Here is a 13,599-nt window from a genome sequence, read left to right on the forward strand (position 1 = left end):
CCCCCAAACTGCATTTTTGTAAAATGTGTGCTTATCCTCTGTATTCCCAATTTGCCTATTGTTTAATCAAGCTTTACAGTGTAATTATCTAATTTTTCTGTACTTACTTCTACCGTATATTACTGGGAATGGATTTGTATGCTTTTCCACTTGATTATGATATCATATGGGAAGTTTGCGGCTTTTTTGACAAAAACGAAAGCCCTTTTTGCAGAAAGGAGTTTTGGGGCATGCCAACATTCACAGGTTTTCATGCAGAAGATTTCGACGTGTTCGCAATTGAGGGTCTTGATGCCCGGATGGATGCACTCAAGGAGATCGTCCGACCCAAGTTGAACCTGCTCGGTGAACACTTCGCCCCCTCTCTGTCCGTCTTAACGGGTCAAGAAATGTTTTTTCATGTGGCAAAGCATGCACGCCGAACGGTCAATCCCCCGGCTGATACATGGGTGGCCTGGGCTAACGATAAACGAGGGTACAAGAAGCATCCGCATTTTCAGGTTGGCATGTGGGGAACCCATCTGTTCGTCTGGTTCGCCCTGATCTACGAATCACCATACAAAGGTGAGATTGGTCAAGCGATGGAGACACAGATCGATGAGATCCTCTCGCTCGTGCCTGACCACTTCCGCTGGTCACCTGATCATATGTCACCACAGAGCACGACCCAAGCAGACCTGGGCAAAGACGGGGTGCTTGCGCTGATCCATCGTCTGCAGACGGTCAAAAAAGCGGAGATCCTTTGCGGCATCAACATCGACCGCAATGACCCGGTACTGGCTGACGGTGATGCGCTGCTTGCACGCTTGGATGAAACGTTTTCAATCCTCACCAAGCTTTATGCGCTGAGCAGAGGTTCAGAGCACTCACTTATCTGACTATATGCAAAAGAACAGGTACTTTTTCTTCTTAATTTTGAAAAAGAACCTGTTCTTCTTTTTTTGACAACACCCTGATGAAATTATTTTGTGACAATTTGTAGACGATTTGCGATTGCTGTCGCCTGTCCAAACATGCGGTCGAACAGCTCTTGAACCGTAGGCACGTCGTTGATCAGGCCGATGACTTGACCAGCCCAGCCAAAGCCCTCTTCTGGATTGCCCTCGTAGATGAAGGTACGGTTGCGTGCCCCGCTTATGAATTCCTTGAGGTCCTCGTAGCCTTTGCCCTCTTGCTCCAGCGTGAGGATATGATCAGAGCCCGGAGTGCGGACGACGCGGGCTGGCGCGCCCAGTGTGCGCTTGATGACGGCGGTATCGTGCTCAGTACCTGCCAGCAATGCATCCTTGTAGGCTTGGTGGGCATGGACGCACTCTTGGGTGGCGATAAAACGGGTTCCCATCTCGACACCCTCTGCTCCCAATGCAAGCGCTGCCATAATACCTCGGCCATCACCAATCCCGCCGCTTGCCAGCACCGGAATGTTTACCGAATCGACGACACGCGGGATCAGGACGAAGGTTCCGATATCATCACGGCCCAGATGACCGCCGCCTTCCTGTCCGACTGCCATGACCGCATCTGCCCCGATGGACTCTGCTTTCTGCGCCTGACGAACCGCTGCGACCAGCACCAGCTTCTTGATGTCGTGGCCGTCCATACGGCGGAACAGCGGCTCCGGATTGCCCCCTGTCACGGATACTACCTTGACCCCTTCCTCGATCGCCACATCGAGCATATGCTCATACGGGCGTCCATGCTGTCCGATGGCAAAGTTGACGCCAAACGGCTTGTCTGTCAGCTTGCGGACCTTGTGGATCTCTTCGCGCAATGCGTCTGCGGACGGCAAGGACATCGCGGTAATTTGTCCCAACCCGCCTGCATTTGAAACCGCAGCGGCCAGCTCTGCGTATGCTAAATAGGCAAGTCCACCTTGGACCACCGGATACTTCACTCCTAAGAGTTCCGAAACTCGTGTTTGCAAGCGTATCGCCTCCTTTTTCGTTGCCTTTTCATTTATTTTCTGTTTATTTTCTCTGACTTGTCTGCCAACTCCTGCTAGTCAATTGTGTATTTTCTGTTTTAAGTGAAAAAAATACTTGCTTTCCCCCTTGATTTTGCTATACTCGTGTTTGTCGTTTTTTTCACATATTCTTTTCGGTAAAGCGAGGCGAAAACCCAATGAGACAAGCAAAAACTCCTCTTTTCACCGGCCTGCTTGAGCATGCCAAACGTAATCCTATCCAATTTCACATTCCTGGGCATAAGAAGGGAATGGGCATGAATCCAACATTCCGTGAATTTATCGGGGAGAATGCCCTGTCCATTGACTTGATCAATATTGCCCCGCTGGATGACTTGCACCACCCAAAAGCAATGATTAAAGAAGCACAGGATCTTGCCGCTGAAGCATTCGGCGCTGACCATACATTCTTCAGCATTCAAGGGACAAGCGGTGCGATCATGGCGATGATCATGGCGACCTGCAACCCTGGCGATAAAATTATCCTGCCACGCAACGTGCATAAATCTGTACTGGCGGCTGTGATTTTTGCCGGTGCCATCCCTGTCTTCATCCATCCTGTCATGGACGAGAGCTTGGGGATTGCGCACGGGATCACACCTAAAGCAGTAGGCAAAGCACTGGAAAAACACCCAGATGCAGCAGCCGTGCTGGTTATCAATCCGACTTACTTCGGGATTGCCGGTGACCTGCGCGAGATCGTGCGTACGGCTCACAACTATGAGATTCCGGTACTGGTCGATGAAGCACATGGTGTGCATATCAACTTCCACGAAGAAATGCCACTCTCTGCGATGCAGGCGGGTGCTGATATGGCTGCAACCAGCGTACACAAGCTGGGCGGCTCTCTGACGCAAAGCTCCATTCTGAACGTACGTGAAGGTCTGGTCGATGTAAACCGTGTCAAAACGGTACTGAGCATGCTGACCACTACCTCCACTTCTTATATTCTGCTCGCGTCCCTCGACGCAGCCCGTCAACACTTGGCACTCAATGGTCATGATCTGGTGGAACGCTCCATCCGTCTTGCCAACAATGCCCGTGAGCAAATCAACCAAATCCCTCGCATCCGCTGCATCGGCACCGAAATCCTCGGTCAGCCTGCCACCCATGCAATGGACCCAACCAAGCTCCTGATCCATGTCCGTGACCTCGGGATCACAGGCTGGGAAGTAGAAAACTGGTTGCGTGAGAAGTATAACATCGAAGTAGAGATGAGCGACTTGTACAATGTCCTCTGCTTCATCACAGCGGGTGACTCCGAAGAGACGGTTGGTCAGCTGATCAAGGCTCTTACTGACCTGTCTGTTGAATTCTCTCATGTGGAAGCAACGGAACCACCTGCGGTCACTCTGCCAAGCATCCCTGTGATCTCTCTCTCCCCTCGTGATGCGTTCTATGCAGAGACAGAGGTTGTTCCGCTTGCAGAGGCTGCTGGTCGGATTATTACCGAGTTCATCATGGTGTATCCTCCGGGGATTCCGATCTTCATGCCGGGTGAAGTGATCACAGAGGAAAATATCCAGTATATCCAAGAGAACCTGCGTGTGGGCTTGCCTGTGCAGGGGCCGGAGGATGAGACGATTCAGACGATTAAGGTCGTGAAGCGTCAGACGGCAATCGGGGATTAATTTCATATCGTTTTGCTTTAAAAGGCTGGGGAAGATCATTCTCCGGCTTTTTTTGTTTTGTCTACTTGCTATATTCATGCTACCGAGAAGGGGGAGAGACGGGGCTGGCAAGCTGTTCGCCTTGTTGAAGCCCCCTTCGGAAGAAGGAGGGACTGTCCGCTCCGGCTGCTCCACTGGGGAGGCAGGGGGCAAAAAAGGTTTACTCGGGGATGATTGAAGTTTGCCCCTAGGAGCCGCTACAAGGGAGTTTTTTCCCCGTGGAGCAACCGGAGCTGGGCTGGGGGGTTCAAAGAGGCTCACGGCTTGCCAGCCCCGTCTCTCCCCTCGCTGCGGTTGTGGAAGGCGAAGTGGGAAAAGAAGAAAGGCTGTGGGATTGATTCAGGGAGCTGCTTTAAAAAGAAGAAGATTTTGAAGTCGCTACGTGGTAAAAGCAGATCAGTACATAGCAGTAAAAGTAGATCAGCTTGCCCCCCTGCTTTTATTTTTTGTTTTTTTATCTTTTCGCTTTCTCTATTCTATCCACTCCAGTTGGCTGGGAGAGGAGGAGTTGGCAAGCCGTAAGCCTCTTTGATCCCCCTGCTTAGCTTCGAAGGATTCATCAGGAGAGACTTCTTCGAACTCGCTTCTAGGGCAAACTTCAATCATCTTCGAGTAAACCTTTTTTGCCCGGTGCTCCTGGTGAATCCTTCGGAGCGGACAGCCTTCCCTTCTTACGAAGGGGATCAACAAGGCGCACGGATTGCCAACTCCTCCTCTCCCATCCACATCAATGCTTCTAGGGCAAACTTCAATCATCTTTGAATACTCTTTTTTTGCCCGATGCTCCTGGTGAATCCTTCGGAGCGGACAGCCTTCCCTTCTTACGAAGGGGATCAACAAGGCGCACGGATTGCCAACTCCTCCTCTCCCATCCACATCAATGCTTCTAGGGCAAACTTCAATCATCCTTGAATACTCTTTTTTTGCCCGGTGCTCCTGGTGAATCCTTCGGAGCGGACAGTCTTCCCTTCTTACGAAGGGGGATCAACAAGGCGCACGGATTGCCAACTACTCCTCTCCCACCACAACAAAAAAAGCAGACAGATAGCCCTAACGGCCTCCGTCTGCTATGAACAATCTATTCGTAAATACGCACCAGTACTTCATCAGCCGGTACATCCACGATCAATTCGATGATATCCTCAATCTCAGTCAGATCATAGGAGACCTCGTCATCCGTATCCGCATAGAACACGAAAACGACTTTCTCCGGGTCTGTATCGTTGACGATGTCAAAGAATGAATCATCTGCGATCAGATCTTCAAATACATACTCCTTGTACTCACCAACATCAGGAGGAACCGTGCTGTCGTCGTCATCACGTGCTTCGCCTACCTCCATCGTGTAGAGGACAGGCTCACCTTTTTCACGTTCGTCCACCCATACGAGACGGTTACCACCAAGGTTAGCCTGTGTTGCCACCGCTTCACCTGACATGCTGTAGCTGTATTTCATCTCTTCCAGATCGTAAGCTTGGTATTCATATTCACCTGGATCGGTGCGGCGGTTGTCTTCGAACACGAGCATCCCACGGGAAACTTGCGGACGGACTTGGTCGCCTGTGGCTCTCTTGAAGAGCGGGAAAGCACGGTTGGAAGCGATGTTGTAGTAATACAAGTCCCATGTTTGGGTCTCTTCCGTTTTTTCAGACCATACGAGATAGTCGTCGCCGATCTGCGCATTCTCGATCACACCGTCACGTTGGTACTCCAAGGTTTCGGTGGTGTAATCGTAGAGATTGAGTTCGCCTTCATCGCCGCTGTCTTCCACATACGAAACCAAGTTGCCATACACGTCTACACTGTGTGGTTCAGAACGGACGGAGGCGATTTCTTGGTGGGTCAGACGGCTTAATCCTGTCAGGGTCACTACATAGTTACGTCCCTGCTTATTCAGCCAGACAAGGTTGCCTTTGTCGATTTCATATTTTTCTTCGACAGGTACATCCTCATCCTCTTCAGAGACGGCTTTTAGCTTGCCGGTTTTGATCTCGTACGCATACAGCACATCTTCTGAGTCATCATAAAAAGCAGCCCACGAATCGGTTACGACCGGACGGGAGGAATCGTGATCCGGATTGGAGATGATTTTGGCCTGATTGCTTGCCAAATCCATCAGCATAATCACATCACTACGGTCAACCTCTGTCACGTAAACCACGTATCTGTCGCTTGCTGCCGGTAAGCTTGGATTGTCGGCCTCAGCACCAAAAGAGACCTCTTCCTCTTCGTCAATATCATAGATATGGCCTGTGGTTTCACCGTCTTCATAGGTGGTGTAGAACACATTGTAACCATCTGCCGCATGAACGATCTTTTTGTAGTAATCGCGCTCGATGGTCTCAACATAGGTCTCGCCTACCTCCATGAATTGGAGGGAGTCATCTTCTTCAAAGATCACATAGCCGCCAGAGACACGTGGATTGGTCGGACGGTCAGCACCGTTGGTAAGACGCTTCTCGCGTTTGGTGCGAAGGTCGTATGTGGAGATCTCATAATAACCGTCGTATTGGTTATCCTCATAAGCAATGGTGTCACCATCGATCGACGGATGTTTTTGGATTTTTTTGCTGCTGACGATCTTGTTCTCTGTATTGGTGGAGAGGTCATATGTGAAGATATCGGAGTCGCCATGACGGGTATCCTCATACACAACCAGACTGCGGTCGATATCCGGGGAGCTTGCCACACCGCTTGCAGTGAGCTTCTTCTCCGTTCCCGCTGTGATGTCATACGCATAGATGTCGGATTTACCGCCGCGTTTATCTGTCCACACTACGTATTTACCTTCCAAAGCTAATTGGGAGGGAACGGCTGCATCTGTGGTAAGACGCTTTTCTTGTTTTTTGTCGATATCATAGAGGTAAATATCGCCTTGGGAATCATGACGGGTGTCGATCCAGACAACATATTTGCCGTCCACTTTTGGGAGCAGCTTATCCTTCCCATTGGCAGCCACTACAAAGCTCGTACCGTTATCCATATCGTAGACAACGATCCCCTGATCATCGTCGTCCTCATTAATCCATACCGCGTAGTCAGTTGAAATGTCGATCCCTGCTTGTGTAGGGCTTGGCATTTCCGGTGAAAGCTTTTCTTCATAGCCGATGCCGCCAGCCGCTTGCACGGGAGACCCGCTCCACAAGGCAGTAGCCATGAGTGTTGCGGCCACAAAGCCTTGGACGCGCTTTTTATTCATGATACGTATTCCTCCATTCTGTTCAATCCTACTTCTCCATTATACAGGTTTCCTACCATCAAAAAACCCTCTTTCTTAATGACGAGTCATCAAGAAAAAGGGTTACATCATTTACGACGATTATGGTAATTATTCTTTATCTTTCTTCTGGTCGCGCGGACAAGGGCAGTTGCAAACTCCGTAAAGCGTTTTCACTTGATTGGATTCGAAATGATCAATAACACTTCCGCAGTTTTGACAAACGATTGTACCCATAAATAAGTCCCCCCAAGGTGATTGGTTTCAAATGTACCCACAACTTATTGTTATGATACATTCATAATAATATGACATACTAAATACGTCAATAGTTAAATAAAAGGCGATCTCATGAACAGACCGCCTTTTTCATCATTTAATTAGTATGTCACATTTACACCTTTAGGCTGGCTTCCCGCTCCTGCAACCAGCTGATCATCTCATCGAAAACGTTTTGCCGGTCGAAATCATTAAAAATCTCATGATAAAAGCCAGGAAACATCACCAGCTTCTTCTGCACAGCCGGTACACGTTCGAAAAACTCCTCTACCCCTTTTGGATCGATCAACCGGTCAGCACCCGCCTGCAGAATCAACAGCGGAATGTCGATGTTGCCCACATCGGCTCCAGCATCATGCATCGCACGGTTCAACTCATTAAACCAACGTACGCTTAGTGTAGTGGCATAAAACGGGTCTGCCTTGGTTTTGGCTTGGATCACCTGATCCCGCATCACATCGGACGGCTGGATGCCGCTGGCGACGCGTAGCGTAGGATAGACTTGATTCAGCAGGTTAGCGAGGGCTTCTTTCCACTTAGGGACCTCCATCAGCACCTTGAGGCATGGAGAGGACAGGATCACCCCAGCCAGCCGCTTACGGTCAGCGTAGGTCTGTACGAAGCGGGTCACCACCAGACCGCCCAGGCTATGTCCCAAGAGGTAAATCGGGTGCCCCTCTGGCTCTGCCGCAATCGCACGGTTCAAGAAATGCTCGGTAGCCTCTATATATTCGTCAAAACGGTTAATATGCCCCTTCACCCCCGGTGACTGCCCAAATCCCGGCAAATCACCTGAATAGACGTTATACCCGTACCGGTTCAGCTCCTCTGCCACATGCTCGTACCGTCCACTATGCTCCCCTGTCCCGTGGATGAGCACCACTGATCCCTTAGCATCCGGCACAAGCCAATCTTTTATGTACAAATTCATCTTTATTTCCCTCCCGTTCAGTTGCTGCCGAAAGCGCTTCCGGTTATTCCTTTACTATAAACAGAAAAAGGCAGAAGGAAAAGTCTCCTGCCATCAGGCCCCACCAAGCCTCTCCGCTTGAAAAACAAAGCAGCCGTATGCTGCACGGCTGCTCTTGTGGTTGCATCTAGTATTGGTTTTCCTCAAACGGAAGCGAAGGGAGGTTCTCCTGGAAAAATCTTGACAGTTCATCTGCTTCATCCGGGCAATCGAGGCGGAAAATTTTTTGCAGATAGGTCGGATTCACGGCATCCTCAGAGCTGAGAAGGGTTGACTGTCCGGTCTGCATACAGATGACGAGCGGCTTGCCATAAAAACGGTGCGTGTAAACGATTCCAAAATCATACCGTTGCTTCTGAGACACAAAACCGAAAAAGCGCACGTTCGCGTTCTCACTCACATCATACAGGTTATCATAAATTTCCATCCATACCCCTCCCATCAATTTTTTGATTATAATAGCCTATTCGTTTTCTCTTGGGCCAAGAACCAGTATGTCACGATATTGTCATGCTTTTGTCATGATAAAAGCAGTGCAAAAAGCGAAAAACAATCATGTACCCACTTACATGAGGGGGAAGAGTCGAATGAGCCTACCCTATACGCGTCCCGCTGTCCAGCTGCTTGCGCTCGTGATGTTCTTCCTCGTCCCCTTGTTGGATCTGTTCCGGATGGACTTGGTTCACCTCCACTTTTATTTATTTCGTGAAAAGTTTGCCTTTTCCGAAGGGTACATCCTCTTGTTAGTGATATTAACCATTGTTTTTACATTTGTAACATTGAGTCAGTTTGCTCATCGGATGTTTTGTGGTTTTGTCTGCCCGCACGGCACGTTCTCCAACCTGCTGATCCGGCTGAACCAGTCGCCCAACATGCGCAATCCCTTCATCCGTCACACGGTTGATCTGCTCGTGTCACTGATTGCAGCTCCACTCATCGCGTTCTGTCTGCTCAGCTACTTCATGGCTCCCGTCGAGTTATGGGGATTGATCACGACAGGTTCTCTTGCTAATATACAGGGCTTTTTCTTCATTGGTTCCTGTCTCGTCTTTTTTTTCATGACGTACCGCTTTCGCCTGCGCTTTTGTCAGCAGGCCTGCCCCTATGGTGTACTGCAGAATGCGTTCTCGTCAGGTACTTCATCCAAGCGTCTTTTCACCCCGGTACGGATTGGTCTCTTGGTCGTGATGGTCTCCCTGATCTCTGTGACCACCATGCTTGCGCTCAACCGCTCCGGCTTCTATGCAGATGTGGCGAAAAAGCTGGATGGAATTCCATCGCACGGGAAGTATATTTTTAGTTATGAGCTTACTATTGAGAATATGAAAAAAATTCCAAATGAGTTCTCCATCACCTATAACGGCATCCCTGGGCATTGGCAGACCAAGCTTCCCGAGCAAATCAACGTCCCTGGAGATTCGTCTGCCACAAGACCGCTGCTGTTTTACACAGATGCTGCTGATATTGGTCATAATTATATGATAGAAATGGCAATTGCCAATCAGCAGAACAGAACCGTTGTCCGCCGCGTCACCATTTTTCCTGTGCCGCGTGGTACTAATCTCAGCCAAAGCAGCTACAACGCCAAAAAACCGCTTCCGTAACCAGGAGCGGCTCTTTTTGGCCTGTTAATGTTGTGAATATTATGTTGGGAATTTTAGCCGACTGATGTTTTGCTTTGTGGAAGCCTGTCTTCGCCCTCCTGAATCCAGCGTACTTTTTCCGTACCGTGCAAGGATTCTGCCAAAAAGGCCAAGCATTCAAAGAACAGCTCCACGACAACTGGACTGTAGCGCTCACGAAGACGCTCAAGCGCATTGGTCAGACGGAAGATCGTTGGTGCGTTCTTACGGCTGTTCTCGATGGCCAGCTTCCCGGCAAGCGTAGGGAAGACATGAACCACGCGGCCGTCCACATCAGATTTTTCAATGGTCACAAGACCCTTTTCCATCAGCTTCTTAATATGAATCACGATGGAGGATGGGTGCCAGAACGTCCATTCGGCGATCTGCGTCACACGCACACCTTCGTAGCAATAGATGATCCACAAAATATTTAACTGTACCGATGAATCAAGGTCAGCCGCCTTGGCTGCTTTTTCCCAGTCATCCTTATTCACAACATTAATGGCCCGCAACGTATTTAACGCTTCATACACTTGACGGATCGACGCGTCCTGCATAGTCGACACTCCCCCAGCCTTTCACTCTGTCTTTTATAATAAAAAATTAATAAATATAACATTTTTCTCATTGTACACTTTTCAGAAAATATAATCAATTATTTTCGCTAAACCTTCTTCAGTTGTCAAAGAAAGGCAGGAATGCTACACTTAGAAAAAGGAATGTTATGAAAGATCCATAGGAGTGAAAATCAACGTGAACATGCAATCTGCCTACATATATCTTGTTGAGGGTTCATCTGCATCCGCTATTTCACTTGCTGATGTGAAAACGCTTTTACAAGGCTACATTGACAAAATGAAAAAGCTCGGTGAACAGCTTGGCTGGGCCTATGGCGATGCTGCCTTCCCTTACGTGTTCGATGAGCGTCCGGAAGGGAAAGACGCTTGGTTCCTCCTGCGTGGCCGCAATCCAGACGAATATAAAAACGTGGTGATCGGCGTCGGAAGCACACAAAAGAACGAAAAAGAACTCCCCTTCATTCAGATCACACTGCCGGAAGCTTCCACCCATGGTGACAAGTCTAAAGCGAATGAATACTGCCGCTACCTCGCACGCGAGCTGAAGGCAGAGCTTCACCTGTTCAACGGCCGGGTTCAGTACTTCCAGCCGCGCAAGCCATAGCCCCAGCACAGACCGACAATCACAAATAAGCGAAAAAAAAGCAGGCTCACCGTCATCGGGAGTCTGCTTTTCATATATGGTGACCGTATCAAGCAATAATCTCAGATCTTGTAAGCGAATCGAATCTTCCGTCAACCATACGTATGCCCAGATCGACACAATACTTAAAGCCTTCTGTCACACCATAAAGAATCCACTGAGATGAACGATGATTAATATCAAAGTCGGTGTAGAGGTCCATGCCGTCATTGAGCACTTCGTCGCGGTAGGTCACGTCGTAGAGACGAAGCACCACCGGCAGCTCGCCAAACGGGATGGCGTACTCCTGTTCAAGCTCCTGTCGGAAATCTTCCTTGATGTCCCATTCAGCTAAAAGGGATTGTTGGTCCTTCCAGGCGATGCGTATACTCGGTCCATCGTCTGTAGATGACCGTTTTGGCTTTGTCTTCATTCGCTACCATCTTTCCTTTCCAAGTTAACGTACTTAGATAGTGGACTATCTTACCCTTGATTATACCACAGCACCGTTTTTTTTGAAATCAAAGACAAGCTTTTTACTGTTGGCTTACTTCCCAATTTTGAAGCTGTTTTCCCCTACGATGACCTCTTGGCCGTTCTTTTCTTTTTTCATCACGACTTGGACCTTGTAGGTGCCGAATTGGTCGAATTTCATGGAAACGAACGGTTGGGAGAAGTAGAAGTGGTCATTGGTTTTGGCGGAGATGACGCGGTCTTTGCCGTTGTCAACGACTTTGCCGTTTGGTGCAATTACTTTGACACGCACGTAGAGGTCTTTGGCCGTAGGAGCGTCGTCTACTTCAACGAATACGCCAAAGGTGCGCGGGATGTCTTTTTCCAGCCAGCCGGTGATTGGATTGCTGAATACGATGTCTTTGGTACGGGTCTGCTGGATTCCTTCGAGTACGAGAACGTTGACTTCAGGCTTTTCGATCGCGAGGCGGCCTGAAGCGTAGCTTGGGAAACCACCGAGGCTTTCTACGACTTCGGATACAGAACGGGCAGAGCTGGTGCCAAGGTCAGCAGCAACACGCGCGCCGTCTACTGTGATTTTTAATGCGCCATCACCCATAACAGCTGGAGCAGCTCCGAGCAGCATGAGGGATGTAAGTGCGATGATCGATTTTCTTTTCATAAGCACGATTCCTCCATGGACAGATTTTTTGTATGTGCAAGCCGAAGCTTTAACATGTATGCATGTGTAGAGATAAAACCTTTTTGACTTTCTGCATAATGTTATACGCGTGAGAGAGGGAATAGTTGTGCCGAAACCCAAATTTTTTTCAACAGAATTCACAGTATCCACAGGAGCATATGTTCCATTTTCTGGGTGTACAGCGTTAAGCTGTGGATAAGTGCAGTCGCAGGTCTGGGGAGATCATACATATGCGGGATCTGTTGTATTTATGTACATTTATGTATAAGAAAAAAACAGGTCCGTCCCGTAACGAGTTGTACTTCGTTTGTTTGGGACAGCCTGTTTTTTTGATGGGGGTGATGCTATATATCTAGGTTTAGGCTTGCACTTGTCCGTCTGAGAGGTATCGGATATAGTCGCTCACCGTACGGATGGCAAGCTCGATGGCTCCCTCATTGGGCTCCAGCTTGGCATGATGCAGGCCGTATGGTGTATCGACACCGAGCCAGAACATGAAGCCTGGGATGTTGGCGAGGAAATACCCGAAGTCCTCCCCTGTCATCGCTTCGGTGCATTCGATCAGGGTCACATCACTCTGCTGCGTACCAAGCCAGTTCATGAAATGGCGGGTGATCTCGTGATGATTGTAGACCTGACAGTAGTTGGCACCATAATCGATCTGGGCCTGACATTCGAAGCCAGTCTCGATCCCTTGCACCAATGCCTCGATGCGGGACTTGATCTTTTGCATCGAGTCCATGGAGAGCGTGCGGATCGTGCCTTCGATGCGGGCTTTTTCGGCGATGATGTTCTGTTTGGTGCCACCTTCGATTTTGCCGATGGTGACGACACCAGAGTCGAGCGGGTTGATGTTGCGCGCGACAATCGTCTGTAACTGGGTGACGAGATGGGCGGCTGCTACCACCATGTCATTGGCTTTGTGCGGGTAGGCGGCGTGGCCCCCTTTTCCGGTCAGGTCAATGAACAGCTCGGATGTGTTGGCGAACAGGATGCCTTCGCGCGTGGCAATCGTGCCGACCGGATACTCCGGTGCGATATGCAAGCCGAAGATATAGTCAGGCTTCCAGCGCTGGAACTCCTCACTCTCCATCATCGGCAGCGCTCCACCCGGGCCTTCCTCAGCCGGTTGGAAAATAAACAGGAGATCATCATCGATTGGATTCTGGACGAAGTGTGTCAGGATACCAAGTCCAATCGCCATATGAAAATCGTGTCCGCAGGCATGCATGAAGCCTTCGTGCATCGAACGGAACGGATAGCTGGTCTCTTCGGGAATCGGCAGTCCGTCCATGTCGGCACGCCATGCGATCAGGCGCTTCGGATCATTGCCCTTGATTTTGACCAAGAGACCTGTCTTCCAAGTCTGCATCTCGATCCGCATGCCGAACTGACGGTTGTAGAACAGCTTGGTGAGGTATTCGATCAGATACTGCTGTGTCTTGAATTCCTGAAAGCCAGGCTCTGGAATCTGATGCAGGTCGCGTCTGATCTGGACAAAAGGGCTTACCTTCATCGG

The 13,599-nt window shown here is 49.4% G+C and carries 13 protein-coding genes; 4 read left to right on the plus strand and 9 right to left on the minus strand.

Annotated features, from left to right (window positions below; translation table 11 throughout):
* Positions 1-230 precede the first annotated feature (230 nt).
* Positions 231-878, plus strand: a complete 648-nt coding sequence (locus FGI41_RS10155) for a YktB family protein (protein ID WP_139490010.1) — start codon at positions 231-233, stop codon at positions 876-878.
* Positions 879-961: 83 nt separating this feature from the next.
* On the opposite strand, the gene FGI41_RS10160 is transcribed toward FGI41_RS10155, so the two are convergent.
* Positions 962-1,930, minus strand: coding sequence for an NAD(P)H-dependent flavin oxidoreductase (locus tag FGI41_RS10160; protein WP_139490011.1), 969 nt, complete (start codon positions 1,928-1,930; stop codon positions 962-964).
* 191 nt (positions 1,931-2,121) lie between these two features.
* On the opposite strand from FGI41_RS10160, the gene FGI41_RS10165 reads away from it, so the two are divergent.
* Entirely contained in the window at positions 2,122-3,594 is a 1,473-nt protein-coding gene (locus FGI41_RS10165) for an aminotransferase class I/II-fold pyridoxal phosphate-dependent enzyme (RefSeq protein ID WP_139490012.1), read from the plus strand.
* A gap of 1,117 nt (positions 3,595-4,711) precedes the next feature.
* On the opposite strand, the gene FGI41_RS10170 is transcribed toward FGI41_RS10165, so the two are convergent.
* From FGI41_RS10170 to FGI41_RS10185, 4 genes are all read right to left on the minus strand, one after another.
* Entirely contained in the window at positions 4,712-6,832 is a 2,121-nt protein-coding gene (locus FGI41_RS10170; RefSeq protein WP_139490013.1) for a TolB family protein, read from the minus strand.
* Positions 6,833-6,961: 129 nt separating this feature from the next.
* The gene (locus tag FGI41_RS10175; RefSeq protein WP_139490014.1) at positions 6,962-7,087 is read right to left on the minus strand and encodes a GapA-binding peptide SR1P; all 126 of its coding nucleotides are present in this window, start codon (positions 7,085-7,087) and stop codon (positions 6,962-6,964) included.
* A gap of 157 nt (positions 7,088-7,244) precedes the next feature.
* Positions 7,245-8,060 carry an alpha/beta hydrolase gene (locus FGI41_RS10180; protein ID WP_139490015.1) on the minus strand — a complete coding sequence of 272 codons (816 nt, stop codon included), beginning with the start codon at positions 8,058-8,060 and terminating at the stop codon, positions 7,245-7,247.
* Positions 8,061-8,226: 166 nt separating this feature from the next.
* Complete coding sequence (locus FGI41_RS10185) at positions 8,227-8,526, minus strand: DUF3055 domain-containing protein (protein WP_139490016.1); 300 nt, start codon at positions 8,524-8,526, stop codon at positions 8,227-8,229.
* Positions 8,527-8,686: 160 nt separating this feature from the next.
* Here FGI41_RS10185 and FGI41_RS10190 point away from each other — a divergent pair, with 160 nt between their 5' ends.
* The gene (locus FGI41_RS10190; protein ID WP_176560205.1) at positions 8,687-9,703 is read left to right on the plus strand and encodes a 4Fe-4S binding protein; all 1,017 of its coding nucleotides are present in this window, start codon (positions 8,687-8,689) and stop codon (positions 9,701-9,703) included.
* A gap of 53 nt (positions 9,704-9,756) precedes the next feature.
* Here FGI41_RS10190 and FGI41_RS10195 read toward each other — a convergent pair whose 3' ends face one another.
* Positions 9,757-10,281, minus strand: coding sequence for a MarR family winged helix-turn-helix transcriptional regulator (locus FGI41_RS10195; RefSeq protein WP_139490018.1), 525 nt, complete (start codon positions 10,279-10,281; stop codon positions 9,757-9,759).
* Between the two features lie 196 nt (positions 10,282-10,477).
* Between FGI41_RS10195 and FGI41_RS10200 the strand changes: the two genes are divergently transcribed.
* Positions 10,478-10,906, plus strand: a complete 429-nt coding sequence (locus tag FGI41_RS10200) for a DUF1885 family protein (protein WP_139490019.1) — start codon at positions 10,478-10,480, stop codon at positions 10,904-10,906.
* An 88-nt stretch (positions 10,907-10,994) separates the two neighbouring features.
* Here FGI41_RS10200 and FGI41_RS10205 read toward each other — a convergent pair whose 3' ends face one another.
* The 3 genes from FGI41_RS10205 to FGI41_RS10215 all read right to left on the minus strand — a co-directional run bounded on the left by FGI41_RS10205 (position 10,995) and on the right by FGI41_RS10215 (position 13,596).
* Entirely contained in the window at positions 10,995-11,357 is a 363-nt protein-coding gene (locus tag FGI41_RS10205) for a DUF4912 domain-containing protein (RefSeq protein ID WP_139490020.1), read from the minus strand.
* A 114-nt stretch (positions 11,358-11,471) separates the two neighbouring features.
* On the minus strand, positions 11,472-12,059 hold the full coding sequence (locus FGI41_RS10210; protein WP_139490021.1) for a hypothetical protein: 588 nt from the start codon (positions 12,057-12,059) through the stop codon (positions 11,472-11,474).
* Between the two features lie 379 nt (positions 12,060-12,438).
* Positions 12,439-13,596, minus strand: a complete 1,158-nt coding sequence (locus FGI41_RS10215; RefSeq protein ID WP_139490022.1) for an N-acetyldiaminopimelate deacetylase — start codon at positions 13,594-13,596, stop codon at positions 12,439-12,441.
* Positions 13,597-13,599 lie beyond the last annotated feature (3 nt).

The organism is Brevibacillus dissolubilis (assembly GCF_006170445.1).
In the GTDB taxonomy this organism is placed as follows: domain Bacteria; phylum Bacillota; class Bacilli; order Brevibacillales; family Brevibacillaceae; genus Brevibacillus_B; species Brevibacillus_B dissolubilis.

Excerpts from the sequence above, each read along its gene's own strand:
- FGI41_RS10155 (WP_139490010.1), top strand. The coding sequence starts at position 231 with ATGCCAACATTCACAGGTTTTCATGCAGAAGATTTCGACGTGTTCGCA.
- FGI41_RS10165 (WP_139490012.1), top strand. The coding sequence starts at position 2,122 with ATGAGACAAGCAAAAACTCCTCTTTTCACCGGCCTGCTTGAGCATGCC.
- FGI41_RS10170 (WP_139490013.1), bottom strand. The coding sequence starts at position 6,832 with ATGAATAAAAAGCGCGTCCAAGGCTTTGTGGCCGCAACACTCATGGCT.
- FGI41_RS10175 (WP_139490014.1), bottom strand. The coding sequence starts at position 7,087 with ATGGGTACAATCGTTTGTCAAAACTGCGGAAGTGTTATTGATCATTTC.
- FGI41_RS10180 (WP_139490015.1), bottom strand. The coding sequence starts at position 8,060 with ATGAATTTGTACATAAAAGATTGGCTTGTGCCGGATGCTAAGGGATCA.
- FGI41_RS10185 (WP_139490016.1), bottom strand. The coding sequence starts at position 8,526 with ATGGAAATTTATGATAACCTGTATGATGTGAGTGAGAACGCGAACGTG.
- FGI41_RS10190 (WP_176560205.1), top strand. The coding sequence starts at position 8,687 with ATGAGCCTACCCTATACGCGTCCCGCTGTCCAGCTGCTTGCGCTCGTG.
- FGI41_RS10195 (WP_139490018.1), bottom strand. The coding sequence starts at position 10,281 with ATGCAGGACGCGTCGATCCGTCAAGTGTATGAAGCGTTAAATACGTTG.
- FGI41_RS10205 (WP_139490020.1), bottom strand. The coding sequence starts at position 11,357 with ATGAAGACAAAGCCAAAACGGTCATCTACAGACGATGGACCGAGTATA.
- FGI41_RS10210 (WP_139490021.1), bottom strand. The coding sequence starts at position 12,059 with ATGAAAAGAAAATCGATCATCGCACTTACATCCCTCATGCTGCTCGGA.
- FGI41_RS10215 (WP_139490022.1), bottom strand. The coding sequence starts at position 13,596 with ATGAAGGTAAGCCCTTTTGTCCAGATCAGACGCGACCTGCATCAGATT.